At 68.7% G+C, this 25205-nt stretch carries 25 protein-coding genes; 10 read left to right on the forward strand and 15 right to left on the reverse strand.

Annotated elements, in window-relative coordinates; genetic code table 11:
- Positions 1 to 12 precede the first annotated feature (12 nt).
- Positions 13 to 978 carry an NAD(P)H-quinone oxidoreductase gene (locus ACWF7A_RS10650; protein ID WP_452250214.1) on the forward strand — a complete coding sequence of 322 codons (966 nt, stop codon included), beginning with the start codon at positions 13 to 15 and terminating at the stop codon, positions 976 to 978.
- Here the strand turns inward: ACWF7A_RS10650 and ACWF7A_RS10655 are convergent.
- Positions 962 to 1606, reverse strand: a complete 645-nt coding sequence (locus ACWF7A_RS10655; protein ID WP_452250215.1) for a class I SAM-dependent methyltransferase — start codon at positions 1604 to 1606, stop codon at positions 962 to 964. The genes ACWF7A_RS10650 and ACWF7A_RS10655 overlap by 17 nt on opposite strands.
- A gap of 20 nt (positions 1607 to 1626) precedes the next feature.
- Entirely contained in the window at positions 1627 to 2826 is a 1200-nt protein-coding gene (locus ACWF7A_RS10660) for a cysteine desulfurase-like protein (RefSeq protein ID WP_452250216.1), read from the reverse strand.
- A gap of 91 nt (positions 2827 to 2917) precedes the next feature.
- Between ACWF7A_RS10660 and ACWF7A_RS10665 the strand changes: the two genes are divergently transcribed.
- The 9 genes from ACWF7A_RS10665 (at position 2918) to ACWF7A_RS10705 (ending at position 10199) form a co-directional block, all read left to right on the forward strand.
- Positions 2918 to 3394, forward strand: a complete 477-nt coding sequence (locus tag ACWF7A_RS10665) for a bacterial proteasome activator family protein (RefSeq protein ID WP_229693593.1) — start codon at positions 2918 to 2920, stop codon at positions 3392 to 3394.
- A gap of 58 nt (positions 3395 to 3452) precedes the next feature.
- The gene (locus tag ACWF7A_RS10670) at positions 3453 to 4283 is read left to right on the forward strand and encodes a class I SAM-dependent methyltransferase (RefSeq protein ID WP_452250217.1); all 831 of its coding nucleotides are present in this window, start codon (positions 3453 to 3455) and stop codon (positions 4281 to 4283) included.
- Positions 4284 to 4342: 59 nt separating this feature from the next.
- Positions 4343 to 5257: a galactan export ABC transporter permease subunit Wzm/RfbD gene (gene wzm / locus ACWF7A_RS10675; protein ID WP_452250218.1), complete on the forward strand. Its 915-nt coding sequence runs from the start codon at positions 4343 to 4345 to the stop codon at positions 5255 to 5257.
- Positions 5258 to 5274: 17 nt separating this feature from the next.
- Complete coding sequence (gene wzt, locus ACWF7A_RS10680; RefSeq protein WP_452250219.1) at positions 5275 to 6075, forward strand: galactan export ABC transporter ATP-binding subunit Wzt/RfbE; 801 nt, start codon at positions 5275 to 5277, stop codon at positions 6073 to 6075.
- A 3-nt stretch (positions 6076 to 6078) separates the two neighbouring features.
- Entirely contained in the window at positions 6079 to 6981 is a 903-nt protein-coding gene (gene glfT1 / locus ACWF7A_RS10685; protein ID WP_452250220.1) for a galactofuranosyltransferase GlfT1, read from the forward strand.
- 72 nt (positions 6982 to 7053) lie between these two features.
- Complete coding sequence (locus ACWF7A_RS10690; RefSeq protein ID WP_452250221.1) at positions 7054 to 7248, forward strand: hypothetical protein; 195 nt, start codon at positions 7054 to 7056, stop codon at positions 7246 to 7248.
- A 40-nt stretch (positions 7249 to 7288) separates the two neighbouring features.
- Positions 7289 to 8518: an ABC transporter substrate-binding protein gene (locus tag ACWF7A_RS10695; protein ID WP_452250222.1), complete on the forward strand. Its 1230-nt coding sequence runs from the start codon at positions 7289 to 7291 to the stop codon at positions 8516 to 8518.
- On the forward strand, positions 8515 to 9390 hold the full coding sequence (locus tag ACWF7A_RS10700; protein WP_452250223.1) for a carbohydrate ABC transporter permease: 876 nt from the start codon (positions 8515 to 8517) through the stop codon (positions 9388 to 9390). The genes ACWF7A_RS10695 and ACWF7A_RS10700 overlap by 4 nt, the downstream gene beginning before the upstream one ends.
- Positions 9387 to 10199, forward strand: a complete 813-nt coding sequence (locus ACWF7A_RS10705; protein ID WP_452250224.1) for a carbohydrate ABC transporter permease — start codon at positions 9387 to 9389, stop codon at positions 10197 to 10199. Before ACWF7A_RS10700 ends, ACWF7A_RS10705 begins: the two co-directional genes overlap by 4 nt.
- Here ACWF7A_RS10705 and ACWF7A_RS10710 read toward each other — a convergent pair.
- From ACWF7A_RS10710 to ACWF7A_RS10770, 13 genes are all read right to left on the reverse strand, one after another.
- The gene (locus ACWF7A_RS10710) at positions 10189 to 10620 is read right to left on the reverse strand and encodes a hypothetical protein (protein ID WP_452250225.1); all 432 of its coding nucleotides are present in this window, start codon (positions 10618 to 10620) and stop codon (positions 10189 to 10191) included. The genes ACWF7A_RS10705 and ACWF7A_RS10710 overlap by 11 nt on opposite strands.
- 44 nt (positions 10621 to 10664) lie before the next feature.
- Positions 10665 to 11480: a PIG-L family deacetylase gene (locus ACWF7A_RS10715; RefSeq protein WP_452250226.1), complete on the reverse strand. Its 816-nt coding sequence runs from the start codon at positions 11478 to 11480 to the stop codon at positions 10665 to 10667.
- Positions 11481 to 11558: 78 nt separating this feature from the next.
- Entirely contained in the window at positions 11559 to 13421 is a 1863-nt protein-coding gene (locus ACWF7A_RS10720) for a glycosyltransferase (protein WP_452250227.1), read from the reverse strand.
- 76 nt (positions 13422 to 13497) lie between these two features.
- A complete protein-coding gene (locus ACWF7A_RS10725) occupies positions 13498 to 15369 on the reverse strand; it encodes a glycosyltransferase (protein ID WP_452250228.1) in 1872 nt (623 codons plus the stop codon).
- 6 nt (positions 15370 to 15375) lie between these two features.
- The gene (gene glf / locus ACWF7A_RS10730) at positions 15376 to 16563 is read right to left on the reverse strand and encodes a UDP-galactopyranose mutase (protein WP_452250229.1); all 1188 of its coding nucleotides are present in this window, start codon (positions 16561 to 16563) and stop codon (positions 15376 to 15378) included.
- A gap of 39 nt (positions 16564 to 16602) precedes the next feature.
- Positions 16603 to 17001: a DUF2304 domain-containing protein gene (locus ACWF7A_RS10735; protein ID WP_452250230.1), complete on the reverse strand. Its 399-nt coding sequence runs from the start codon at positions 16999 to 17001 to the stop codon at positions 16603 to 16605.
- Positions 17002 to 17010: 9 nt separating this feature from the next.
- Positions 17011 to 17751, reverse strand: coding sequence for a glycosyltransferase family 2 protein (locus tag ACWF7A_RS10740; protein ID WP_452250231.1), 741 nt, complete (start codon positions 17749 to 17751; stop codon positions 17011 to 17013).
- Positions 17752 to 17761: 10 nt separating this feature from the next.
- A complete protein-coding gene (locus ACWF7A_RS10745; RefSeq protein WP_452250232.1) occupies positions 17762 to 19021 on the reverse strand; it encodes a lipopolysaccharide biosynthesis protein in 1260 nt (419 codons plus the stop codon).
- Positions 19018 to 20046, reverse strand: a complete 1029-nt coding sequence (locus tag ACWF7A_RS10750) for a glycosyltransferase family 2 protein (protein WP_452250233.1) — start codon at positions 20044 to 20046, stop codon at positions 19018 to 19020. Before ACWF7A_RS10750 ends, ACWF7A_RS10745 begins: the two co-directional genes overlap by 4 nt.
- Before the next feature lie 133 nt (positions 20047 to 20179).
- A complete protein-coding gene (locus ACWF7A_RS10755; RefSeq protein WP_452250234.1) occupies positions 20180 to 22096 on the reverse strand; it encodes a DUF6541 family protein in 1917 nt (638 codons plus the stop codon).
- A gap of 19 nt (positions 22097 to 22115) precedes the next feature.
- Positions 22116 to 23090 (reverse strand): Gfo/Idh/MocA family protein, encoded by a 975-nt coding sequence (locus tag ACWF7A_RS10760; RefSeq protein ID WP_452250235.1) that lies wholly within the window; start codon positions 23088 to 23090, stop codon positions 22116 to 22118.
- Complete coding sequence (locus tag ACWF7A_RS10765) at positions 23087 to 24184, reverse strand: DegT/DnrJ/EryC1/StrS family aminotransferase (RefSeq protein WP_452250236.1); 1098 nt, start codon at positions 24182 to 24184, stop codon at positions 23087 to 23089. Before ACWF7A_RS10765 ends, ACWF7A_RS10760 begins: the two co-directional genes overlap by 4 nt.
- Positions 24185 to 24370: 186 nt before the next feature.
- Positions 24371 to 25174 carry an HAD family hydrolase gene (locus tag ACWF7A_RS10770; protein WP_452250237.1) on the reverse strand — a complete coding sequence of 268 codons (804 nt, stop codon included), beginning with the start codon at positions 25172 to 25174 and terminating at the stop codon, positions 24371 to 24373.
- Positions 25175 to 25205: the final 31 nt, after the last annotated feature.

The raw sequence follows: 25205 nt of genomic DNA on the forward strand, positions 1-25205 counted from the left end.
ACGGTCGACTGTATGCGTGCCATCACAGTTCGCGAACCCGGCGGCCCCGAAGTGCTCGAGTGGACCGAGGTCGCCGACCCGGTCCCCGGCCACGGCGAGGTGCTGATCGACGTCGCCGCGAGTGCGGTCAACCGCGCGGACCTGTTGCAGCGTCAGGGTCTCTACCCACCGCCCAAGGGCGCGTCGGACGTCATCGGGCTGGAGTGCTCCGGCGTCATCGCGGCGGTCGGCGACGGCGTCACCGGCTGGAACGTCGGCGACGAGGTGTGCGCGCTGCTGGCCGGCGGCGGCTACGCGGAGAAGGTCGTCGTGCCCGCGGCCCAGGTCCTGCCGGTCCCCCAGGGCGTCGACGTCGTCACGGCCGCCGCACTGCCCGAGGTCGCCTGCACGGTCTGGTCGAACGTCGTGATGGACGGCCGCCTCAAGCTCGGCGAGACGTTCCTCGTGCACGGCGGCGCGGGCGGCATCGGCACGCACGCCATCCAGGTCGCCAAGGCTCTCGGCGCGACCGTCGCGGTCACCGCGGGCTCCGACGAACGCCTGCGGAAGTGCGCGGAGCTCGGCGCCGACATCACCGTCAACTACAAGACCCAGGACTTCGTGGCCGAGGTCGGGCAGGCCGACGTCGTCCTCGACAACATGGGCGCCTCCTACCTCCCCCGCAACATCGACGTCCTCGCCCCGGACGGCCGGTTGATGATCATCGGCATGCAGGGCGGCGTGAAGGGCGAGCTGCCGATCGGCAAGCTGCTCGCCAAGCGGGCGTCGGTGATGGCGACCGGGTTGCGCGGCCGGACCGTCGAGGGCAAGGGCGCGATCGTCGCCCAGGTCCGCGAACACCTGTGGCCGTTGATCGAGAGCGGTGCGGTCAAGCCGATCGTCGGGAAGGTCGTGCCGATGTCGGACGCCGCCGAGGCGCACCGGCTGCTGGAGGCGAGCGACGTCTTCGGCAAGGTCCTGCTCAAGCGAGAGCTTTAGCCACGGCCAGCGAGGTCCGGGGAGTCACGGCGAACTCCAGCCCGAACTCCCCGGACCACCGCGTCAGCACCGACTGCTCGTCCGGCCGGTCCGCGTCGTCGGCCAGCACCGTCGCCCCCGGCGCCAGCACGGCGCTGAGCACGGGCAACGCCGGATAACGCGAGTCACCGGACCCCGGCCCGTCCACGAGCAGCAGGTCCACCAGACCGAACCTCTCGACGTACCCGAGCACTTCGTCGTGCACCTGCTGCGGCGCGTACCACTGGCCGTGCCGCGACAACGCCGCCGGATGCCGGGACAAAGACGCGTGCACCACACGGGCGGCCGAGCCCAGACCCTCACGTCTTATTTGTGACGCAACGAAAGCAGCCGTGCGTTCGTCGTGCTCGATCGACAACAGGTGCCCGAAGCCGCGCTGCTGCAACAAACGCGCCAGCAGGACCGAGGACGAACCGCAGCCCAGCGCCACCAGGACGGTGCGGGCGCCCAGCACGATCTCGTCCATCACCGCGACGAGAGTGGCCGGCCGGAGGTCTCCCAAGAGCTGCGGGAGGTACTCGGTGTTCAGGGAGCCGAGGCGCTGCAGGGCCGAGAGATCCGCGAGCTCGCGAGCCAGCGAGTCGTCCAAAGATGCTCTCCCGAATTCCCTCAGCCCAGTTCGGCCACCGCCCGGACCAGGTCGTCCATCTCCACCGCGTTCGTGTAGTGCGCCAGCCCGATGCGGATGGCGCCGCCGATCTCACCGACGCCCAGCACCGAGAACACCCCGTACCGGCCGGGGTCGGCGAACGCGCAGACGCCCCGGGACGCGAGGTGCTCGACGCCGTCCTCCGCCTTGACCCCGGCGATCGAGAACGCCAGCGCGGGCACCCGGCGCATGGCGTCGCCGATCACCATCACGTGCCGCAGCGAGCGCAGTTCGTTGATGAGGTTAGCGAGCAGCCCGGCCTGGTACGCCTTCACGGATCCCAGCGACGTCAGCAACCGCTCCCGGCGCGTGCCGGTCGCCGCGTCGTCGAGGTCCGCGAGGTACTCGACCGACGCAACGAGCCCGGCGAGCATCGGATACGCGTGCGGGCCGAGCTCGAGCCTTTCCGGGCCGCGCGCTGTCGGGTCGACCGAGACCGACGGCAGCCGCTCCAGCACCGACGGGTCGCGGAACACCAGCGCACCGACCGGCGGACCGCCCCACTGACCAGCGGAGAGAGCCACGACGTCGGCACCCATGCCAACGATGTCCAACGGCACGAACGGCGCCGCGGACGAGGCGTCGACCACCATCAGCGAACCGTGCTCGCGGGCCACCGCGGAGATCTTGCCCAGGTCCGGCCGGGTGCCGACGACACCGGACGCGGCCGTGATGGCGATCAGCTTCGTGCGGTCGGTGACGAGCTCGTCGAACTGCCAGCTCGGCAGCTCGCACGTCTCGATGTCTATCTCTGCCCATTTGACCGCGCTGCCGGTGCGCTGGGTCGCCCTCAGCCACGGCGCGATGTTCGCCGGGTGGTCCAACCGGGAAACCAGGACCTCGTCACCCATGAACCAGTCGTCGGTCATCGCGTCGGCGAGGCGTTGCAGCAACACCGCGGAGGACGGTCCGAGGACGACGCCGGCGGGATCGGCACCGACGAGGTCCGCGACGGACCGGCGGGCGGCGTCGACGATGCCCTGCGCCCGCTGGGAGGCGGGGAAGATGCCACCGGGTCCGGAGACCGGGGCGCGCAACGCGGTGGAGACGGCGGTGGCGACCTGCTCGGGCACCTGCATGCCGGCGGGTGCGTCGAGGTGTACCCAGCCGTCGCCGAGCGCGGGGAAGAGCCCTCGTACTCGCGCGACGTCGAACGCCATGTCTAACACCGTACGTATGCGAGCAAACACGGTGACGACCAGCCCCACCCCGATTGGTTTCGAAAACGTGAATCACGCGAGGATGGAGACCATGAACCAGGAGCAGCCCGTCGTAATCGTCGGCGGACAGGACGGCGACATCGCCGACCTCGTCGAACAGCCGGCCAAGGTGATGCGGATCGGCACGATGATCAAGCAGCTGCTGGAGGAGGTCCGCGCGGCACCTCTGGACGAGGCGAGCCGCAACCGCCTCAAGGAGATCCACAAGCGGTCGATCGAGGAGCTCGAGGACGGCCTCGCGCCGGAGCTGCGCGACGAGCTGGAGCGCCTCTCGCTGCCGTTCACGGAGGAGGGCACCCCGTCCGACGCCGAGCTGCGGATCGCGCAGGCCCAGCTCGTCGGCTGGCTGGAGGGCCTCTTCCACGGCATCCAGACCGCGTTGTTCGCACAGCAGATGGCCGCTCGCGCCCAGCTGGAGCAGATGCGCGGCCGTGCCCTGCCCGCCGGCAGCGGCGGTGAAGGTAACGAAGGCGGAACAACAGGCAAAGGGACGGGTCAGTACCTCTAGCTAACAGGCGAGGGGTTGGCTCTACGATGCGCGCTGACCGTTCTGGAGAGGAGCCACCGTGCTCGACCGAGTCCGCAATGGCCTGCAGGCCAAGCAGCTTCGTCACAAGCTTCGTGTCAAAGCCATCGAACTCATCCAGGACGCCCTGAAGCCGCAACAGGAGCAGATCGCCCGCATCCAGGCACAGCTGGACGGGTTGCGCGACGAGGTCGCCCAGCAGGCGAACCGGATCGTCGACCACACCGTCGGCCACGAGGTGCGGGCCCGTCGCGACATCGTGTTCGCCGCGGACCGGGAAGCCTCGCTGCAGAGCGCCCAGTTCGTGCACAAGAACATGCCGCGGGTCCCGCACTTCGGCTCGCCGCACGAGACCCTCGAGTTCGCGCTGGCGCAGGCGCCCGAGGGCGGTATGGCGCTGGAGTTCGGCGTCTACACCGGCGGCACGCTCAAGATCATCGCGAACGCCCGCGAGGGTTCCGGCGTCTACGGCTTCGACTCGTTCGAGGGCCTGCCGGAGAACTGGCGCAACGGGTTCCCCGCCGGCACGTTCACGATGGACGGCCTGCCGGACGTGCCGGGTGCCGAGCTCGTCGCCGGGTGGTTCGACGAGACGCTGCCGAAGTTCCTCGCCGACCACGAGGGCCCGGTGACGTTCCTGCACGTCGACTGCGACCTGTACTCGTCCACCAAGACCGTTCTCGACCTGGTCGGACCGCGTCTGGTCGAGGGCAGCATCATCGTCTTCGACGAGTACTTCAACTACCCGCAGTGGCAGGAGCACGAGCACAAGGCCTGGCTGGAGCACGTCGCGGCCCACGGCCTCGAGTTCGACTACCTCGGGTACACCTACGACCACGAACAGGTCATCGTCAAGGTGATCAAGGTCTGATCGCACCGTGACCGACCGGTGAGCATGTCTCTCATCGGTCGCCGGTACGCTCAGTCCTCGTGCAAGCCACCAGTACGCTCGACCAAGCAGAGGCGCCCCCTGCCGTCAAGTCGCGCAGCTTCAAACGTGCGTTCGCTGATGTGCGGGAAGCGTGGGACCACCGCGAACTGTGGGGCCACCTCGGCTGGCAGGACATCAAGCAGCGCTACCGCCGATCGGTCATCGGCCCGTTGTGGATCACCATCTCGATGGCGACCACGGCCCTGGCGCTGGGCCTGCTGTACTCGCAGCTGCTGGGCACGCCGATCGACACGTTCCTGCCGTACGTCACGGTCGGGTTCATCATCTGGAACTTCATCCTCGGCTGCGTCGTCGAGGGCACCGACGTCTTCATCGTCAACGAGGGCCTGATCAAGCACCTGCCCGCCCCCATCACCATCCACGTGATGCGGATGGTGTGGCGTCAGGTGCTGTTCCTCATGCACAACCTCGTGGTCTACGTGGTCGTGCTGCTGATCTTCTTCAGCTCGCTCGACCACCCGTACCAGATGACCCCGAACGGCCCGATGAACCCCGGTCTGAGCTGGACGATGCTGCTCGCGATCCCCGGTCTCGCGCTGCTCACGGTGAACGCCGTGTGGGTCGCCCTGCTCTTCGGCGTGATCAGCACGCGCTTCCGCGACATCCCGCCGGTGGTGAACAGCTTCATCAACCTGGTGTTCTTCATGACCCCGATCGTCTGGGACGCCAGCATCCTCACCAAGGTCACCGGTGGCGGCGACGCCGGCTGGCGCGTCCTGGTCGCCGAGCTCAACCCGGTGTACCACTTCGTCGAGGTCGTCAGGGCTCCGCTGCTCGGCCACGTGGTCGACTGGCACCACTGGGTGATCGTCGGCGGTTTCACCGTCCTCGGCTGGTTCGCCGCGCTGGTGATCCTGCGCAACTACCGCGCCCGCGTTTCCTACTGGGTCTAGAAGGAGGTCGACACCCCATGGTCAGCATCGACGTCTGGAACGCATCGGTCGACTTCCCGATCTTCGACGCGAAGTCGAGGTCGTTGAAGAAGCTCGCGCTCGGCAAGGTCGGCGGCAAGATCGAGTCCGAAGGCCGCGTCCCGATAATCGAAGCGCTGCACGACATCACGCTGTCGCTCAAGGACGGCGACCGCGTCGGCCTGGTCGGCCACAACGGCGCCGGCAAGTCGACGCTGCTGCGCCTGCTGGCGGGCATCTACGAGCCCACCCGCGGCCACTCGCGCATCGTCGGCAAGGTGGCGCCGGTCTTCGACCTCGGCGTCGGCATGGACCCGGAGATCTCCGGGTACGAGAACATCATGATCCGGGGCCTGTTCCTCGGCATGACCCGCAAGCAGATGGAAACCCGCGTCGACGACATCGCGCAGTTCACCGAGCTCGGTGACTACCTGCAGATGCCGCTGCGCACGTACTCGACGGGCATGCGCGTCCGGTTGGCGCTCGGCGTGGTCACGTCGATCAACCCGGAGATCCTGCTGCTCGACGAGGGCATCGGCGCGGTCGACGCGGCGTTCATGGCGAAGGCCCGCGACCGCCTCAAGGACCTGGTGGCACGCTCCGGTCTGCTGGTGTTCGCGAACCACTCCGACGAGTTCCTCGCGGAGTTCTGCGACAAGGCGATCTGGATGGACGAGGGCCACGTCAAGATGTTCGGTGGCCTGCGCGAGGTGCTGACCGCGTACAAGGGCTTCGACCCCTTCGAGCGGACGCACCAGCACGAGGAGACCCCCGTTCTCAGCGGAAATGGTGGCGAGTAGACCGTGAACCTCGAGGCGCTGCCCAAGGGCTCCGTCGTGGCGGTGGTGGTCACCCGCCACCGCAGGGAGCTGCTGGCCGAGTCGCTGAAGGCCCTGGCGACCCAGACACGCGTGCCCGACCACCTGGTGGTCGTCGACAACGGACCCGACCAGCCGGTCGGCGACCTCGTCGAGCAGTGCCCGTTGCCCACCACGTACCTGCCGTCTCACCGCAACCTCGGCGGCGCCGGCGGCTTCGCGCTGGGCATCCTGCACGCGCTGTCCCTCGGCGCGGACTGGGTGTGGCTGGCCGACGACGACGGCCGCCCGGCCGACGAGAACGTGCTGTCCGTCCTCCTGGAGGAGGCGGAGCGCCGGGGTCTCGCGGAGATCTCCCCGGTCGTCACGAACATCGACAGCCCGGACAAGCTCGCGTTCCCGCTGCGGCGCGGCCTGACGTGGAAGCGCTCGGCGGCCGAACTCGGCACCGACTTCCTGCCGGGCATCGCCTCGCTGTTCAACGGGGCGCTGTTCCGCGCCTCCACGCTGGACGTCGTCGGCGTGCCGGACTATCGGCTGTTCTTCCGCGGCGACGAGGTGGAGGTCCACCGGCGGATGGTGCGCTCGGGGCTGCCGTTCGGCACGTCCCTGCGGGTCGCGTACGTGCACCCGGACGGCTCGGACGAGTTCAAGCCGATGCTGGGCGGCAAGTTCCACGCCCAGGACCCGGAGAACCCGATCAAGCGCTACTACACCTACCGCAACCGCGGGTACCTGCTGTCGCAGCCGGGCATGCGCAAGCTCGGTGCGCTCGAGGTGTTCCGGTTCGGGCTGTACTTCCTCGCCGTGAAGAAGGACCCGAAGGCGTTCGTCGAGTGGGTCAAGCTCGTGCGCCTCGGTCAGCGGGAGCGGTTCTTCCGCAAGTGATCTGCTGAGGGCGGAATCGCTGGCAGCGGAACCGCCCTCAGCCCGTCGCCGGAACGCGGTTTGCTGAACGGCATGAGCAAACTCGTGCTGTTCCTCGCCGCCAACCCGAACCCGATCTCCCTCACCGTCACCGCCGAGACGCGGGACGACCTCGCGCCGCGGTTGACCCAGATCGTCCGGAACGGCCACACGCAGCCGATTCCCGGGCCCGACGGCCGCGAGTACGTTGTCAACTTCGCGAACGTCGTCGTTGCGCACTTCGAGTAACCACTCGCGCACTTCGGGTGATCGGAGTAAGACGGGGTGAGTGATCTCCCGACGCAGACTCCTCTCCCTCGCCGGTGCGAGCGCACTGCTCGCGGCGTGCGGGTCGAACACCGGCCGGGGCGGCAGCGGCCAGGCCCTCAAGCAGTGGTACCACGCGTACGGCGAACCCGGCGTGCAGCAGGCCGTCGAGCGCTACGCCAAGGCGTACGCGAAGACTCCGGTCGACGTGCAGTGGAACCCCGGCGACTACGACTCGAAGCTCTCGACGAGCCTGCTGTCCGACGGCGGGCCGGACGTCTTCGAGTCCACGCCCCAGCTCAGCTCGGTCAGGGCGGGCCAGCTGGTGCCGCTCGACGACGTCTTCGGTGACGCCAGGTCCGACTTCTCCGAGTCCATCCTCGCGACGCACACCGTCGACGGGAGGATCTACGGCGTACCGCAGGCCGTGGACATGCAGATGCTGTTCTACCGCAAGAGCTTCTTCACGTCCGCCGGCGTCCAGCCACCGTCCACGGTGGACGAGCTGATCGACGCGGCGCGACGTCTCACCACGGGTTCGGTCAAGGGCCTCTTCGCCGGCAACGACGGCGGTGGCGGCGTGCTGGGCGGGCCCGCGCTGTGGTCCGCGGGCCTCGACTACGTGCGGGAGCGCCAGGTCGGGTTCGACGATCCCCTGGCGGCCACGGCGATCGGCAAGCTCCGCGTGCTCTACACGAGCGGCAGCCTGCTGCTGGGGGCGGTGAAGGACTGGGCGGAGCCGGACGCGTTCACGCAGGGCCTCGTCGCGATGCAGTGGAGCGGGCTGTGGGCGGTGCCGGCGGTCGTCAAGGCGCTGGGTGACGACTTCGGCGTGCTGCCGTTCCCCTCCCTGGGTGGCGGCGGCAAGCCCAGCGTGCCGGTCGGGGCGTTCGGCGCGATGGTCAACGCGAAGTCGAAGCGGATCGACGAGGCCAAGGACTTCGTGAAGTGGTTGTGGATCGAGAAGACCGACTACCAGGAGGACTTCAACCTCAGCTACGGCTTCCACATCCCGCCGCGCAGGAGCATCTCGGAGAAGGCCTCGAAGCTGACCACGGGTGCGGCGGCCGACGCGGTGAAGTTCGTGCGGGACAACGCGAAGGCGTCCAACCCGCCGGACTGGACCTCGGTGATGCGCACGGCGTTCAACGACGCCGTGTCGCGGGTGGTCCGCGACGGCGCTCCCGCCGATCAGGAGCTGAAGACCGCGGCGGGCGTCGCCCGTGACGAGTTGAAGCGCCTGTACGGATGAGGAACGGACGCGCGTTCTGGCTGTTCGTCGGCCCGTTCGCCGCGGGGCTGCTCGTGTTCGTGTACGTGCCGATCGGCTGGAGCCTGTTGCTGTCGTTCTTCGACGCGCGCAACACGGTGACGCCGACGGAGTTCGTCGGGCTGCGCAACTACGCGGACATGCTGACCGACGGGCCGTTCCTGAGCAGCCTCGGCACGTTCAGCGTGTTCGCGGCGTTCATCGTGCCGCTGACGTTCGTGCTGGCCCTCGCCCTGGCGTTGCTGGTCAGCCAGATCGGCTTCATGCAGGCGTTCTTCCGGTCGGTGTTCTTCCTGCCGACGGCGTGCTCGTACGTTGTGGCGTCGCTGGTGTGGAAGCTCTCGCTCTTCAACGGGCTCCGCTCGGGTCTCGCGAACACGGCGCTGGGCTGGTTCGGCGCGGATCCGGTGGCGTGGACCGTCTCCACGTCGCCGCCCTGGTACTGGCTCGTGCTCGTGACGCTGCGGCTCTGGTTGCAGCTCGGGTTCTACATGATCCTGTTCATCGCCGGCCTGCAACGGATTCCCGCCGTCCTGTACGAGGCGGCGGCGTTGGACGGCGCACGAGCGTGGCAGGCGTTCCGGTTCGTGACGCTGCCGCAGCTGCGCACCACTTCGGTCGCGGTGTTGCTGTTGCTCCTGATCGGGGCTTATCAGGCGTTCGACGAGTTCTACAACGTGCTCGGCACCGACCGCGGTTACCCGCCGTTCGCCCGGCCACCGTTGATCTACCTGTACTACACGGCTCTGGGCAGCGGCGGGCAGGACTTCGGGCACGGCAGCGCGGGCGCGGTGATCCTGACGTTGCTGATCGTCGCCGTGACGCTGCTGCAGGGAAGGGCGGTACGACGGTGAAAGCCCTGCGGTACCTGGCTTTGTCGGTGGCGGCCGTGTTGTTCCTCGTGCCGTTCTACCTCGTGGTGCGCAACGGGCTCGTGTCCGAGGCGGAGATCAGCGCGGCCTCGTGGACCTTCCTGCCGTCGTCGGTGCGGTGGGAGAACTTCGGCGAGCTGTTCAGCAATCCGGCCGTGCCGTTGGTGCGGAGCATGGTGAACTCCTTGGTGGTGGCCGTTCTGCAGACGGCCGGGCAGCTGCTCTTGTGCTCACTGGCCGGTTATGGGCTCGCGCGGATTCCGTACCGGTACTCGAATGTCGTGTTCTACCTCGTCGTCGCCACTCTGATGATTCCGGCGGCGGTGACGTTCGTGCCCACGTTCGTCGTCGTGTCGACGCTGGGATGGGTCTCCGACCTGCGCGGACTGGTGATTCCCGGGCTGTTCAGCGGGTTCACGGCGTTCCTGTTCCGGCAGTACTTCCTGAACTTCCCGCGAGAGCTGGAAGAGGCCGCGCGAATCGACGGCCTCGGGCACTGGGGCACGTTCTGGCGCGTCGTCGTGCCGAACTCGCGCGGGTTCTTCGCGGCTTTGGGCGTGATCGCGTTCGTGACGTCGTGGAACCAGTTCCTGTGGCCGTTGGTGATCGCCCAGGACCAGGACTCGTGGACCGTTCAGGTGGCGTTGTCGACGTTCCTCACGGCTCAGTCGATCAACGTGCACGAGCTGTTCCTGGCGGCGGCGGTCTCCATCACCCCGCTGGTCATCGTGTTCGTGGCGATGCAACGGTGGCTGGTGCGCGGGGTGACGGAGACCGGGATCAAGGGGTGATCGAGATCGGTTCGCCGGTGTCGCAGTAGAGGACGAAACCGGCCTCCGGGTCGTCGGCGAACTCGGTCGCGCACAGCTCCAGCAGCAGAGTGGGACGGGGCAGCCAGCCCATGTCACGTGGCCGCTCCAGGACCTCGACGGACAGGACCACGACCTCGACGCCGGGAATCGACAGCTCCACCGAGTCGCCGGCCTCGAGGTCTTCCGGATCGCTCTCCAACCGCCACGGCGTGTTCAGCCAGTCCGGGCTGTCGGGGTCCCTGGGGAACGCGACGGTGCCGTCCCAGTCGAACTCCGACTTCGGGTCCTTCGTCTTCCACGGCCACTCGAGGAAGACGTGGAAGCGGGAGACCTTCGCGACGGTCACCGTGACGACTGGGCTGGACACCACGACCACGTCACCCTCGTGGAGCTCGGGCACTTCGTGCGCTTGCAGAACTACAGCCCTCCAGCGAAACGGGGTGATCAGGCCACCGAGCTCGCGAAGTCCCCCGGCGGGATCCACGGTACGCCGGGGTGGAAGAGCCTTCCCTCCGGCGCGTACCGCCTGCTCATCGCGCCCCGCCAGCTCCACCGGTTGAGCTCCGGGTCGTGCGGCCAGTACTCGTCCCAGATCTCGGTCTTCTTGCCGCACAACGGCTCTTCGACGTTCTCCGGGAAGTTGAGCAGCCGGTAGCCGGTGTACTCCTGCCGCAGGACGGCGGTGCGGCCGTGGTCGTCGGTGTTCGCGTCGGCGACCAGGATCGCGGCCGCCGTGTGGTCGATGTGGTCGCCTTCGCGGTGACCGATCGAGCTGCCCGTGCGGATGAGGTCCGGGCCGACGTGGTCGATCACGCCGCGGATCATGCCGACGAACCCGTGGTAGGTGTACTCCGGGCGCCCGTCGATCGGCCGGGCCCGGAAGCCCGGCACGTTCAGCAGGCGCCACAGGTCACCGAAGTTGTCCTCCGGGCCGGCGGCGGCGTGGACGTAGGTGTAGACGATGCGCACGTTGGTGCCCGCGAGCCTGTTCGTGGGCAGCGGGTGGCCGCCGAACGTCATCTGCTCGTAGTGCCAGTCGTTCGTCACCCCGGCGGTCTTCGCGTAGGCCGCGCGGACCCCGTCGATGCGCATCTCCGCGTACTGCATGCCCCCGTACGAGGTGCCGGGGCGGTGCGGGATGTCCCCCGCGGTCAGGTACACGATCCAGACGTCCTGACCGTCCCACACGTCCGACGCGATGTCCGGGTTCATGAAGAGCAGATCGTCGTCCTGATGAGCGATGAAGCTGAGCGTCGTCACGGATCCCTCCCAAGGCCGTGTCCAGATCCATCGGCCGTTCGGCGGACGACGGATCCTGCCTTGAGAAGGAGGAGTGACTCAGCCCTCGAATACCTTCCGCCACGATTCCGTCGACGTCAGCTCCGGCAGGGCGGCGCGGTACACGCGCTTGAGCTGGTCCCACTCCTGGCCGAGGCGGCGGTAGTTGCGGGCCGCCCGCTTGGCCAGCGCGCGGAACTCCTGCGGGTCGCGCTTGTAGAACGCCACCGCGGTGCCGTCGGCGGTGGAGACGGTCGCGCTGTCGAGGTTGCCGAGCAGGAACCACCGGGCGCTGAGCGCCGGCACGTTCATCTGCGGGCGGCCCGCGGCGTCGGGGGCCGGGCTGCGGAAGTTGTGCAGCAACGACTTCGCGGCGCGCTTGGCCGTGGTGATCTTCGACTGCGACGGCTGCAGCAGGGCCTCGGCGCGCACCTGGTCGAAGGTGGGCGGCGGGAACTCACGGGCCGACGGCAGGGTCTGCGCGTCGGAGTACTCCGCGCGCAGCCTGCGGACCTCGGGCAGCGCGGTGCGCAGCGAGTCGAAGAGCAGCGACGGGCCGGCGAGGAAGTCCTCGATCGCCTTCTGCTGCAACATGACCGTCGAGTACTCCATCGACAGCAGGTGCCGCAGCGTGAGCTTCAGGCCGTGCTTCACGATGCCGTTCTTCACGTCGTACGGGCTGTGCAGCGCCGCGAGGATCAGGCGGTTGCGCGTGTGGAAGTACGCCTGCCAGTCCGTCGAGTCGTTCTTGTCGGTCCACGGCATGTGCCAGACCGCCGAACCCGGCAGCGACACCGTCGGGAAGCCGTGCTCCAGCGCGCGCAGCGAGTACTCGGCGTCGTCCCACTTGATGAAGAGCGGCAACGGGTAACCGCTGCGGCGCACGACCTCGCGCGGGAACAGGCACATCCACCAGCCGTTGTAGGTGGCGTCGATGCGCGGGTGCAGTTCCTTGGTCTCCCGCAACGAGTCCGTGGCGAAGTTGTGGTCGGTGACCGCGCCCGGTGCCGCGCGCCAGAAGCACGTGTTGAGGTCGACGATCTCCGCGGAGCTGTGCAGGCGGGCCCGCGAGTACAGGTTCAGCATGTGGCTGCCGACGATCACCGGCTGGGCGGCGGCGCGGGCGAACGCGTTGGAGCGCAGCACCGCGTCCGGCTCCAGGCGGATGTCGTCGTCCATCAACATGATCTGGTCGACGTCGGTGTTCTCGATCGCCTCGAACATGCCGCGGGTGAAGCCGCCGGACCCACCGAGGTTGTCCTGCTCGATGACCTCCAGCTTGTCCCCGAGCAGTGCCGCCGCCTCCGCGAACCCCTGGGTGTCACGGACCTTCACGGCCCCCTGGTCGGCGACGAACACCTTGCCGAGCACGTCGAGAACGGCCTTGTCCTCGCCGAGCGCGCGCAACGCGATGACGGCGTCGACCGGGCGCATGGTCGTCATGCCGATGGCGACCTTCTGCACCGGCAACGGCTCGCGCACGGTCCAGGCCGCCTCGCGGATCTCCAGCGGCGCGTCGTCGGTGAAGACGTCGAACCAGATCCAGCCGCCGTCCTCGAACGGCTTGAGCGACACGGTGAACTCGACGTCGGTCCACTCGTCCGCCTCGCGGACGTACTGGCCCTCGATGTGGATGATGTCGCCGGACGGACGCGAGCGGTACACGTCGACACGACCGGTGCCGCGCACCGCCATGCGCAGCACGACCTCCTCGACCGTCGTCCAGCGCTTCCAGTAGGAGGCGGGGAAAGCGTTGAAGTACGTGGAGAAGGAGACCTTCGCCGACGGGGGAACCGTGGTGCTGCGGCGGGACGCGACGTGGCAGTGCACCGAGTCCGGCTCGTCGAGGTAGAGCGGACGGACGTCCAGCGGGTCCTCGTCACGGGGCAGGATCACCCGTTGCAGCACGCAGTTCTGGTCCACGGACCCATCCCCTGTCAGTAGGACGGGCGGCCCGGAAGGATCCCGGACCGCCCGCGTACAGCGTTCGTTGTGTGAATCAGAGGTCGTACAGACGCGACCAGGTGTCGCGGCTGGTCAGCTGACCCATCGCGTCCCGGTAGGAGCGCTGCATCTCCGGAGCCCTGCGGTACAGCTCGCGGAAGAGCTTGGCGCCCTGCTTGGACAGGCGCACGGCGAGCTCCTTGTCGCGCTTGCGCACCCGCACGCCCTCCTGCGACGCGTCGGTCACGACCGCCGTGTTGAACAGCGAGACGTGCCACCACGCCGAGTCACCGGCGGGAACGGCGCCGGCCTCGTGCACCGACTTGCCGAGCAGCTGGTTCACGAGACGCTTGGCGAACACCGGCGCGATCAGCTTCGGCGTGGGCGCCGAGGTGATCATCGGCAGGCTGCCCGGCTTGAAACCGGGGATCTCCGACGCCGGGTGCCGCACCGTCTCGGGGAACTCGGCGCGCAGCTTGCGGATGTCCGCCGCCGCCTGCACACCGCCGTCCCTGAGGAAGTCCGGCCCCTTCAGGAAGTCCTCGATCGCCTTGAGCTGGGTGGCGGCGAGGCCGTACTGCATGCCCAGGATGTACGTGGCGAACGACTTGGCCATGCCGCGCACGATCATCTTCGGGTCGAAGCGGCTGTGCAGCGCGGAGGTGATCAGGGCGTTGCGCAGGTTGAAGTACCTGTGCCAGTCGTCCCAGTCCTTCCAGTGGAAGTCCGCGTGCCAGACACCGGCACCGGGCAGCGACACGGTCGCGAAACCGTGGGCACGCGCGCGGTAGCCGTACTCGATGTCGTCCCACTGGAAGAACAGCGGCAGCGGGTAGCCGACCGCCTTCACGATCTCCGACGGGATGAGGCACGACCACCAGCCGTTGTAGCCGGCGTCGACGCGCTTGTCCTGGACGTTGCGCTTGCCCGTCTCCTCGTCGTACCCGGTGAGGTCGGCGTTGAACAGCGCGCCTTCCACGACCTGGCCCGGCGCGAGGGTGTCGAGGTTCGCGAACTCGGCGCCGACGTGCAGGAAGTTCGGGTGCAGCAGGTAGAGCATCTGACCGCCGACGATCGTCGGCTGCGTCGTGCGGTTCGCGAACGCGGTGAGCCTGATGACGATCTCGGGCTCGCACAGCACGTCGTCGTCCATGAACAGGACGTTGGCGTGCTCCGCGTGGTCGATCTCGGTGACCTCGTACAGGCCGCGCGTGAAGCCGCCGGCACCACCGAGGTTCGGCTGGCGGATGTAGCGCAGCTTCGGCCCGAGGGCGGCCGAGACCTCGGCGAACCGCTCGCGCGACTCGACGGCGTCCGTGCCCTGGTCGACGACGTAGATCGTGTCGACGAGCTTGAGCGGCTCCGGGTCGGACGCGAGGGCGGCCATCGTGTTCAGGCAGTCGTCCACACGGTTGAACGTGCAGATGACGACCGCGGTCGGACGCACCGTCTTCGGCGGCGAGACCGTCCAGCGGACCTGCTCGACCGCGAGTGAGTCGTCCGCGGTGATGACGTCGAACCAGAGGCCGCCGCCGTCCGTGAACTTGTCGATCTTCGCGGAGAGGCGCACCTTCTGCGCTTTCGCGCCGGCGACCTTCTCCGCGGCGACCGTGCGGGTCTCACCCTCGGAGTCCGAGGCGACGAGAGCGACCTGGCCGGAGCCGGTCACCTCGAGCTCGAGCTCCACCTCGGGACTCACGCACCACCGCTGCCAGTAAGACGCGGGGAAACGGCCGAAGTAGGTGTTCATCGTGACCGTGGCGTTCGGGTGCACCACCATGCGGTGGCGCTCCCGGTCCGCGATCCCGCGCTTCACCTCGGCGTAGAGGTCCTCCGAGACGATCTGCGAGGGACCTGCGAACAGGCCGCGCTGCGTCAACAGCTTCTCCGGAGCCGCGTGCTCCACGAGGTTGGACTTGCCCGGCATTGCGATTCAGTCCTCCAGCGACCCGTCCAGCGCCTGACCGGACGCCAGGTGCGGAGCGATCTTGTTGTCGAACACGCTCAGCGCAGAACCGATCGCCATGTGCATGTCCAGGTACTTGTACGTTCCGAGGCGCCCACCGAAGAGCACGTTGCGCTCCGCGGCTTCCTTCTTCGCCAGCTCGCGGTAGCGCTCGAGCTTGACGCGGTCCTCGGCCGTGTTGATCGGGTAGTACGGCTCGTCGTCCTTCTCCGCGGCGCGGGAGAACTCCCGAACAATAACCGTCTTGTCGTTCGGGTACTCGCGCTCCGGGTGGAAGTGGCGGAACTCGTGGATGCGCGTGTACGGCACGTCCGCATCGTTGTAGTTCATGACCGGCGTGCCCTGGAAGTCGCCGATGGGCAGCACTTCCTGCTCGAAGTCGAGCGTACGCCAGCCGAGCCAGCCCTCGGAGTAGTCGAAGTAGCGGTCGACCGGGCCCGTGTAGACGACCGGCGTGCCGGCGGGGATCTCGTCCCGCACGTCGAAGAAGTCCGTGGACAGCTTGACGTCGATGTTCGGGTGGTCCGCCATCTTCTCGAGCCACGCGGTGTAGCCGTCGACGGGCAGACCCTCGTAGGTGTCGTTGAAGTAGCGGTTGTCGAAGGTGTAGCGCACCGGCAGGCGGCTGATGACCGCGGCGGGCAGCTCCTTCGGGTCCGTCTGCCACTGCTTGGCCGTGTAGGCCTTGATGAACGCCTCGTAGAGGGGACGGCCGACCAGCGAGATCGCCTTCTCCTCGAGGTTCTTCGCGTCCTTGGTGTCGATCTCCGAGGCCTGCTCGGCGACCCACGCCTTCGCGTCCTCGGGCGACATGTAGCGGCCCACGAACTGCGACAGGAGCCCGAGGCCCATCGGGAACTGGTACGACTGACCGTTGTGCATCGCGAACACGCGGTGCTGGTAGCCGGTGAACGAGGTGAACTCGTTCACGTACTCCCACACGCGCTTGTTCGACGTGTGGAACAGGTGCGCGCCGTAGCGGTGCACCTCGATGCCTGTCTCGGGCTCTGCCTCCGAGTAGGCGTTGCCTCCGATGTGGTCACGCCGCTCCAGCACCAGCACCCGCTTGTTCAGCTGGGAGGCGGTGCGCTCGGCGACCGTGAGGCCGAAGAATCCGGAACCGACGACGATCAGGTCATAACCTGCGAAGCTCACGGCAAGCGAGGTTACCTGTATGCCCCGAGTGCCCCGAATTCAGGGCTGGGCTCGGAGAAGTTGTTCTTCAGTGCTCGCGACGCGCTTGTCCAGCTCAGCGCGCACGCCTTCCAGCTCGCAGCGCAGCAAGGCGATCTCCTCCACCGTGGTGCGCACCTCTTCTTCGAGGTGACCCACCTCACTGGACAGTTGCAGCACGACGAAGAGCAGCGTGAACGCGGCGGCGGCGAACAGGAAGTTGGCCGCGAGCTGGATGCCGGTGAGGTTCGACAACCACGTCGGAAGGCCGGGGATGGCGCCCAAAAGGACTACACCGATACCGACGAACAGCCACATTCCCGCGTACTTCTCGCGAAGCTTGCGGCGCCGCATCATTTCGACCACGACGATCAGCACGAGCGCCGCGACCACAATCGCCAGCAAACGGAACGCAGACACGGGAGCCTCCTAAGCGGCTTCGAAGGAGCCGGTCTTGGGCTTGCGGCGAACGAGGGCGAGCGTCAGCGCCAGGGTGGCCCGCAGCAGGTAGACGGCGGACTTCACGGGCGACGTGCTCGGCGTGCCGCCGGCGCGCACGCGCATCTCCACCGGCACCTGCACGATCTTCAGGTCGGCCCGCGCGGCCATGACGAGCGCCTCCAGCGTGTCGCCGAGGTACTCCGCCGGGTAGTGGGCGGCGAAGAGCCGCACCGCGCGCGGACCGGACGCCTTGAACCCCGACGTGACGTCGGTGAGCTTCTGGCCGGAGATCGCCGAGATCACCACGGCGAAGAGCTTCATGGCCCAGCGGCGCGGGCCGCGGGCCTTGTAGTCGCCCTTGCCGGCGAACCGGGCGCCGATGGCGATGTCCGCCTGGTCGAGCTGACGCAGCAGCTCGGGCACGTGCGCGGGGTTGTGCTGGCCGTCGGAGTCCACCTGGACCACGACCTCGAAGCCGTTGCGCACGGCGTAGCGGAACCCGGTGCGCATCGCACCGCCGACACCGAGGTTGACCGCGAGGCGCGCCACACGGGCACCGCTCTCCCGCGCACGCAGCGAGGTCTGGTCCGTGGAACCGTCGTCCACGACCAGCACGCCGACGTCCGGGAGGGCGGCCTTCACCTCGGCGATGACCTTCTCGATGTTGTGCTCCTCGTTCAACGCGGGAAGCACGATGAGCACTCGTCGCAAGTCGACAGAGTCAGACACGTCGAGGAGCCTAACCAGTAGAAGTTTCAGCACGGACACCAGGCCGCAGCACGAAAGCCATGGCCACGAACGCACCGATGGTCGGTGCGACCACCAGGCCGAGCACAGCGCGCAACACCAGGTCACCGGGCGCGAACGCCAGCACGAGCACGCTGAGCGCCGCGACGATCGCCCACAGCACCAGGACCTTGGCGCCCTCGGTCCGTGCGACCAGCACGGCCGCGAGCAGCATCACGGCGCCGAGCAGCACAGACGACCACACCAGGCCCGCGACGGCCCAGCCGGGAACGTCGTACTTGGCGCTGAAGAGCAGCTTGACCACCCACGGCCCGATGAGCCAGCCGAACGCGGCACCGATCCCCGCGAGCACGAACGCGCCGGCTGAACCTTTGACCAACAGCGCGCGAAGCTTTCCGTGCCCCTCCTCGTCCTGCGAGAGGCGCACGACCGTCGGCACCGCCATCGCCTGCACCGGCGACAACAGCAGAAGCGGCAGCCTCGCCACGGTCAGGGCGAGGAAGAGGCCGGCGAGCGACTCCAGCTCCTCCGCGGTGCCCGCGAAGAGCTTCACGATCGCCGGGTAGCCGGTCAGGACCGAAGCGGTGAGCCCGGCGCTGAGCATCAGCACGAGGATGCGCCTGGCCACGACGCCCCACGGCTCTGCGTCACCGCTCAGGTCGTGGCGCTTGAGCGCCCGCGGACCGAACGGCAGGAACGCGAACGACCCGGCCGCCACGGCGATCGCCAGCGGCACGATGCCGTTCAGGCCGAGCACGAGGAACAGGCCGAGCAACCCGATCCGCACGGCCGCCTCGGTGACGACGAGGCCACCGAACGACTTGGCCTCGTGGAAGCCGATGAGCGTGCCGCGGGTGCCGAACTGCACGGCGAACGCGAGTCCGGACGCCAGCGACACGAACGCGAGCGCGGTGTACTCACCGAACAGCTGCTCGCTCACCGGCGGGAGCGCGACGAGCAGTCCGAAAAGCCCCACGGCCGCTGCGGCGACCGCGATCGTGCGCAACCCCGTCGGACCGACGCGCTTGCCCGCCACGTCGGCCACGGCGGACAGCCGCGACAGCTCCTGCTCGACCGGCGAGAGCGCGCTGCCGACGCCGAAGACGATGCCCCAGAAGGTGAGGAAGACCGCGTTGTCCGCCGGCGTCAGGGTGCGGGCGGTGAGGATCAGGATCGGATAACCCAGACCCGCCGCGAGCAGCACCGCGATGCCGACGGTGCCGAGCGAACGACCTGCGGTCTTCTCACTCACTTGGTCAGTGCCTTCTTCAGCGCCAGGAACAGGCCGCGCACCACACCGGAGCCGAAGCTCGCGGCGAAGACGGGCAGCAGCTTCGACACGGCCAGCGTCTGGTCCTTGGTGGCACCGCACTTGCGGGCCACCGCGCCCGCCGCGCCCATGCCCACGAGGATCAGCAGCAGCGCCGTCTTCGGGAACTTCGCCGCGACCACGAGCCCGACCACACCGACGGCCATGGCGGCGAACAACGCGTTGCGCGCCGGGCCGGGCGAGTCGAGGTAGCTGTCGACGAACGTGGTGCCGCGGAAGTACGCGTGCTTCACGAACTTCTTGAAGGAGTCGCGGCTGTTGTAGGTGGCCGCGAAGCCGGGGCTCAGGTGGATGCGCTCCTGCTCGGAGATCCACCGCAGCATGCGCGTGTCGTCGCTCGCGAGCTTCACGTCGTCGAACAGCGACTCGAACGACCTCGCCGCACCCAGCAGCAGCTCGCGCGGCGCGCAGAAGAAGCCGGTGCCCTTGGGGTAGAGGTCGAACTCGTCCGCGCCGAACGACACCAGGCGCGGGTTCGCGACGTACTTGCGCCAGCCGATCGCGACCAGGCCGGCCCAGAAGCCGCCGTAGGGGTTGCCGACGGTGTCGACGTTGATGTGCCCGTTCCACACCTTGCGCTCGGGGTGCTGCACGAACTGGTCGCGCAGGTACGTGAACGCCTCGGGCGCGATGATCACGCGGCTGTCCAGCAGCAGGACGCGCTCGCCGGTGGCGGCGGCCAGACCTGCCTGGCGCGCGGCGAACCGGCCTGCGTTCTCCTGGCTCACCACGGTGATGCCGAACCGCTGCACGAGCTCCACGAGCCGCTTCGGCGTCTCGTCGGTGCTGCCGTCGTCGACCACCACGATCTCGGCCGGCCACTCGGCGCGGTCGAGCGATGTCATCAGGGCCTCGACCGAGCGAGCGATCCAGTCCTGCTCGTTGTAGGTGGGGATGACAACGCTGAGGGTGGGGACGCCGGGGAGGGAGTTGCTCCTGCTCGTCACGCGGACCAGTATCCAGGCGCTCCACCGCCCGCGAGTCTCAGGGGTGCGTGCCAACCCGGGCGGGACGGACGGGGCCCCGCACACGGCGAAGGGCCCGGCCGAGTCCCCGGCCGGGCCCTCCACACCACATCCGTCAGGACGTCTTGCCGGTGCCCGGCTCGACGAACTCGTAGATGGTGGCCTGCGGGTTCTCGTAGACCTTCCGCACCTCGGGCAGCCGTTCCAGGGCCATCAGCCCCGGCGCGGGCCGCGAGTTCGGCCGCACGTAGCCCGCTCCGACGAGGGCGTACTTCACGCCCAGCGCGTTGATGGCCTTGCGGACGTTCGGGTCCTTGTCGATGTCCTGCAGGTGCCAGGTGATCTGCCCGGCGTTGGTCTTCTCGTCGGCGCCGTAGAACGTCCACTCCACCGGCTTCACGCCGGCCAGCGCGTACATCCACACGGAGCCGTCCAGCCGGTCGTTGACGACCGGGCGGTCCTTCGAGTGCTCGGCGAGCCACTTGTAGGCCTCGCGTTCGCCCTTCGTGACGGTCGCGCCCTCATTGTTCGTCTCCGACAGGCGTTGCGCGTTGCGGCCGATGTAGGCGCCCTTGCCCAGCAGGCCGAGCACGAGCACCCCGGCGAGTCCGAACGCGACGGGCACGACGAACGCCGCCCGCTGCGCGCTGACTCGGGTGCCGAGCTTGGCGGTCAGCGCCGTGGCGACCGTGTAGCCGAGGTACCCCACCGCGACGGCACCGGCGAGCGGCAGCAGCGCCGCGAAGCGCCACGCGTCGTTGTAGAACGGACCGCTCAGCGTGTTGATCAGGTTGTTGTTCAACGACGCCGTACCGGCGTACAGCGCGCCCAGCAGGATCCACGCGCCGACGACCCACAGCATGACGCGGTTCTTGATCATCAGGACGATGCCGGTGATCGCCGCGATGCCGAGGAACCACTGCGGGAACGCGACGACCGGGGAGAACAGCAGCGTCTGGCCGATGCCCTCCGCGGGAGACGCGAACTCGTCCCACTGCGCGCCGGTCACACCGGCGGACTGCACCAGGGCCGGCAGCATCACCGGGATGACGGCGACCAGGCCGAGCCCCGCGGTCAGGGCGAGCTGTTTCCAGCTCGCCTTCCAGTCGATCGGCTCCAGCTTGAAGACCAGGGCCAGCGCCAGTATCAGGATGTAGGCGAACGCGATGAACACGAGGCTCGTGTGCAGGCCGGTGAGACCGGCGACCGCGAGCGCGAGGCCGAGCGGACCGGTCAGGCCGCGCGTCGTCATGATCTTGCGCGCGATGGCCATCGTGGCGGGCACGAGGGCGACGCCGGCGACGTAGGGCCACAGCGGACCGCGCCACAGCGAGTCGTACGGGAACGCGGTGAACCACGTCGACACGCCTGCGGCGATCGCGGCGCCGAGCGGCGGCATGCGCCACGCGAGCGCCAGTGCGGCGATGCCGAGCGGCCACGCGAGGATCACCGAGAGCGCGGCCAGGTTCAGCAGCTCCGGCATGCCCGCCGCCTTGTCGAGCAGCGGCGAGAGCAGCGCGTGGTACGTGTTCGGGTAGAAGTACTGCGTGCCGGCCGGCAGGTTCGCGATCGGCGCCAGCGCGGACGGCAGCGCGGTCGCGTGCTCGGACATCCAGCGGATCGCGTTGCCGTGGTACGGCGCGTCCCAGTCCTGGTTGACCGTGCTGAGCGTGCCGCCGATGCCGCGCAGGAACGTCGCCGCGCCCACGGCCATGCCGAGCACGACGCCGCCGAGGACCACGAGGTTCTCGCCGAGCGAGCGCTTCGGCTCCTCGATCAGCGGCTCACCGCCGGTGCGACGCGCGACGAGCCACGTCGCCACGCCGACGACGGCGGTCAGGACGACCGTCCACACCGCCACCGTGAGCAGGTTCCACGAGATGCCCAGCTTGCCGACCACCAGCGTGCCGAGCGCGATGGTGCCGAACGTGAGCACCGGCGCCGCGGCCGCGAGGGTCCAGCCTCTCAGCCGCAGCGCGAGCCCGACCGCGAGGCCGGGCAGGATGAACGCCAGAACGACGAATGCACCCATCAGAAGTCAGTTCTCCGGTTCAGCCGGCCAGCGCGGCGGACTTCGCCTTGACCTGGGCCACGGCGCGGTGCGACGGCAGGATCGAGTCGCGCTCGCGGTCGGCGTCGACCTTGCCGTCGATCAGGTCGAGGAACCTGTCGAGCTGGGTCGCGAGCGGCTCACGCGCCGTCACGAGCTCGGGGATCTCGATGATCGCCTGCTGCCGGTAACCGCGGCCGTCCGGCGTGGCGGCGTCCTGCGAGACGTGGTGGTAGATCGTCACGTTCCTGGTGAGCAGGTCCACCTCGATGAGGCGGTCGAGCTCGGTGATGGAGAGCGTGCGGATCTTGCGCTGGCCGATGCGCGACGCCGACACCGACGCCATGGCGCCCGTCGGGAAGTGCAGCAGCGTGTTGACCACGTCCTCCGCGCCGGTGACCGACGACGGGTGGAACTGGCCGACACCGGCGGACACGTTCGTCGGCTCGACACCCGCCATGCAGCGGATCGCCAGGTCGACGTCGTGGACGAGCAGGTCCCACGCCACGCCGGTGCGGATGCGCGGCGCGTACGGCGAGTGCCGGACCGCGGAGACGTAGACGGGCTCGGAGACGAGCTCCAGCGCCGTCATCACGGCCGGGTTGTAGCGCTCCAGCAGGCCGCACATGATCGGGATGCCGCGCTCCTTCGAGAGCGCCAGCACCTCCTCGGTCTCGGCGAGGTCGGCGCACACCGGCTTCTCGACGAGCAACGGCTTGCCCTGGTTCAGCACGTCCAGCGCGAGCCCGTAGTGCGACTCGGTCGCCGACGCGAGCACGACGGCGTCCACGTCGGACAGGTCGCCGATCTCGGGCGACCACGTGGTCTCGAACCCGGCGGCGACCTTGCGGCCGACCTCCTCGCGCGGGTCGACGATGCGGGCGAGCTCGACGCGTTCGGACTGGTTGATCACACGGGCGTGCAGCGAGCCCATGTTGCCCACGCCGATGAGCGCGATCTTCGGCACGGTGCTCATGCGCCCAGCACCTCGCGAACGGTCGCGATGATCGTGTCGAGCTGCGCCTCGGTCAGCTTCGGGTGCACCGGCAGCGACAGCGCCTGGCGGGCGACCCGCTCGGCGACCGGCACGTCGGAGATGACGACCTTGTCGTTGTCCCGGTAGCAGTCGTAGTCGAAGACCGTCTTCGGGTAGTAGATCCCGTTGCCGATGCCCTTCTCGGTGAGCTTCGCGGCGAACTCGTCGCGGCTCACGGGGGCGTCGTCGGTGATCAGCACCGTGTACTGGTGCCACACGTGGGTGCGGCCGGGCAGCACGGCCGGCAGCTGCAGGCCCTTGATGCCCGCGAGGCCCTTGCTCAACGCCTCGGCGTTGGCCTGGCGGGCCTTGGTGATCTCTTCCAGGCTCTCCAGCTGCGGGATGCCGATCGCCGCGTGGATGTCGGTCATCCGGTAGTTGTGACCGGCGACCTCGTACTGGTACCGCTGACGCATGCCCTGGTTGCGCAGCACGCGCAGGCGGTCGGCGATCGTGTCGTCCGAGGTCGTGATCACGCCGCCCTCGGCGGTGGTGATGTTCTTGGTCGCGTAGAGCGAGAAGCAGCCGATGCCGAAGCTGCCTGCCGGGCGGCCCTCGAACGTGGCACCGACGGCCTGCGCCGAGTCCTCGACCAGCGCGAGGCCGTGCTCCTGCGCGAGCGGGACGAGCTTGCCCATGTCCGCGGTCTGCCCGTAGAGGTGCACGGGCATGAGCACCTTGGTGTTCGGGGTGACCGCGGCGGCGACCTTGTCCGCGTCGATGTTGAAGTCGTCGTCGCGGATGTCCGCGAACCGGGCGGTGGCGCCGGCCTCGAGGATCGCGTTGAGCGTCGCGACGAACGTGAACGGCGAGGTGATGACCTCGTCTCCCGGCTGCAGGTCGAGCACCTGCAGCGACGCCACCAGCGCGGTGGTGCCGTTGTTCACGGCGATCGCGTGCGGCACTCCGGCGACGCCCGCGAAGGCGTCCTCGAAGCGCTTGACCATCGGGCCCTGCGCGATCGCGCCGGAGCGGAGCACCTGCAGCACGAGTTCCTCGGCCGCGGCCACGTCAACGACAGTAATCGGGATCATTCAGCGTCTCTCGCCTTCGGGGAACCACACCGGCGGGCCCGGCGCAGTGCGTGTGAGCCTGCGTCGCGGTTCATCACGCTACCCGTACGGGTGTTGACAGCTGATCCGGGCTCTACCTGGGCGGTTGGACGCGAGGCACGCGCTTGTAGAAGACGGCCGGGACCGCCGCGGGGTTGCCCGGAGCGGTTAGAACCACCTTTCCAGGACGAGGGCGACACCGTCCTCGCTGTTCGGTGCGGTGACCTCGTCGGCGACGTCGAGCGCGGACCGGTGGGCGTTGGCCATGGCGACGCCGTGACCTGCCCAGGTGAGCATGTCGACGTCGTTGCGCATGTCGCCGAACGCGATCACGTCGGCCGCGTCCACCCCGAACCGCTCCGCGACGTCGGCCAGGCCGCTCGCCTTCGTCACCCCCGGCACGGCGAGCTCGACCAGGCCGCTGTTCGTCGAGTAGGTGAGGTCGACCTGGTCGCCGAGCAGCGAGCCGATCGACTCGGCCATCTCCTCGCTGGTCATGTCCGGGTTGCGGACCAGCAGTTTCATCGCGGGCTTGCCCAGGGTCTCGGCGCGGCTCAGTCCGACGTTCGGGCCCTCGGGCCACGGGTGGACGTAGCTCAGCTCGGCGACGAACGTGGTGTCGTCCGTGCCGCCGCCGACCCGTTCCACGGCGTAGGTGCAGCCGGGCACCGCGCCGTCGATCGCACCGGCCACGTCGTGCAGCAGCATCGGGTCGAGTGTGTGCGCCCAGACGATCTCGTCGCGGCCGACGTCGTAGAGCACCGCGCCGTTCGCGCAGACCGCGAGGCCGTCGACGCCCGCCTCCCGCGCGATCCTCGGCACCCAGCGGGGCGGGCGGCCGGTCGCGAGCACGAACGGCACCCCGGCGGCGAGCACGCGCCCGATCACCGCGCGGGTGCGCTCGCTCACCTGCTCGGTCGGGTGCAGGAGGGTTCCGTCGATGTCAGATGCCACCAGGCGCGGTTGTTCCACAGCTGACATGTTGCCTGGTCCAGGTTCGTCG

This window comes from Lentzea sp. NPDC055074, from assembly GCF_053608005.1.

What these genes read in the sequence shown, in the direction of transcription:
- ACWF7A_RS10650 (WP_452250214.1), top strand. Translation starts at nt 13, where the DNA reads ATGCGTGCCATCACAGTTCGCGAACCCGGCGGCCCCGAAGTGCTCGAG.
- ACWF7A_RS10660 (WP_452250216.1), bottom strand. Translation starts at nt 2,826, where the DNA reads ATGGCGTTCGACGTCGCGCGAGTACGAGGGCTCTTCCCCGCGCTCGGC.
- ACWF7A_RS10665 (WP_229693593.1), top strand. Translation starts at nt 2,918, where the DNA reads ATGAACCAGGAGCAGCCCGTCGTAATCGTCGGCGGACAGGACGGCGAC.
- wzt (WP_452250219.1), top strand. Translation starts at nt 5,275, where the DNA reads ATGGTCAGCATCGACGTCTGGAACGCATCGGTCGACTTCCCGATCTTC.
- ACWF7A_RS10690 (WP_452250221.1), top strand. Translation starts at nt 7,054, where the DNA reads ATGAGCAAACTCGTGCTGTTCCTCGCCGCCAACCCGAACCCGATCTCC.
- ACWF7A_RS10700 (WP_452250223.1), top strand. Translation starts at nt 8,515, where the DNA reads ATGAGGAACGGACGCGCGTTCTGGCTGTTCGTCGGCCCGTTCGCCGCG.
- ACWF7A_RS10725 (WP_452250228.1), bottom strand. Translation starts at nt 15,369, where the DNA reads ATGCCGGGCAAGTCCAACCTCGTGGAGCACGCGGCTCCGGAGAAGCTG.
- ACWF7A_RS10755 (WP_452250234.1), bottom strand. Translation starts at nt 22,096, where the DNA reads ATGGGTGCATTCGTCGTTCTGGCGTTCATCCTGCCCGGCCTCGCGGTC.
- ACWF7A_RS10760 (WP_452250235.1), bottom strand. Translation starts at nt 23,090, where the DNA reads ATGAGCACCGTGCCGAAGATCGCGCTCATCGGCGTGGGCAACATGGGC.
- ACWF7A_RS10765 (WP_452250236.1), bottom strand. Translation starts at nt 24,184, where the DNA reads ATGATCCCGATTACTGTCGTTGACGTGGCCGCGGCCGAGGAACTCGTG.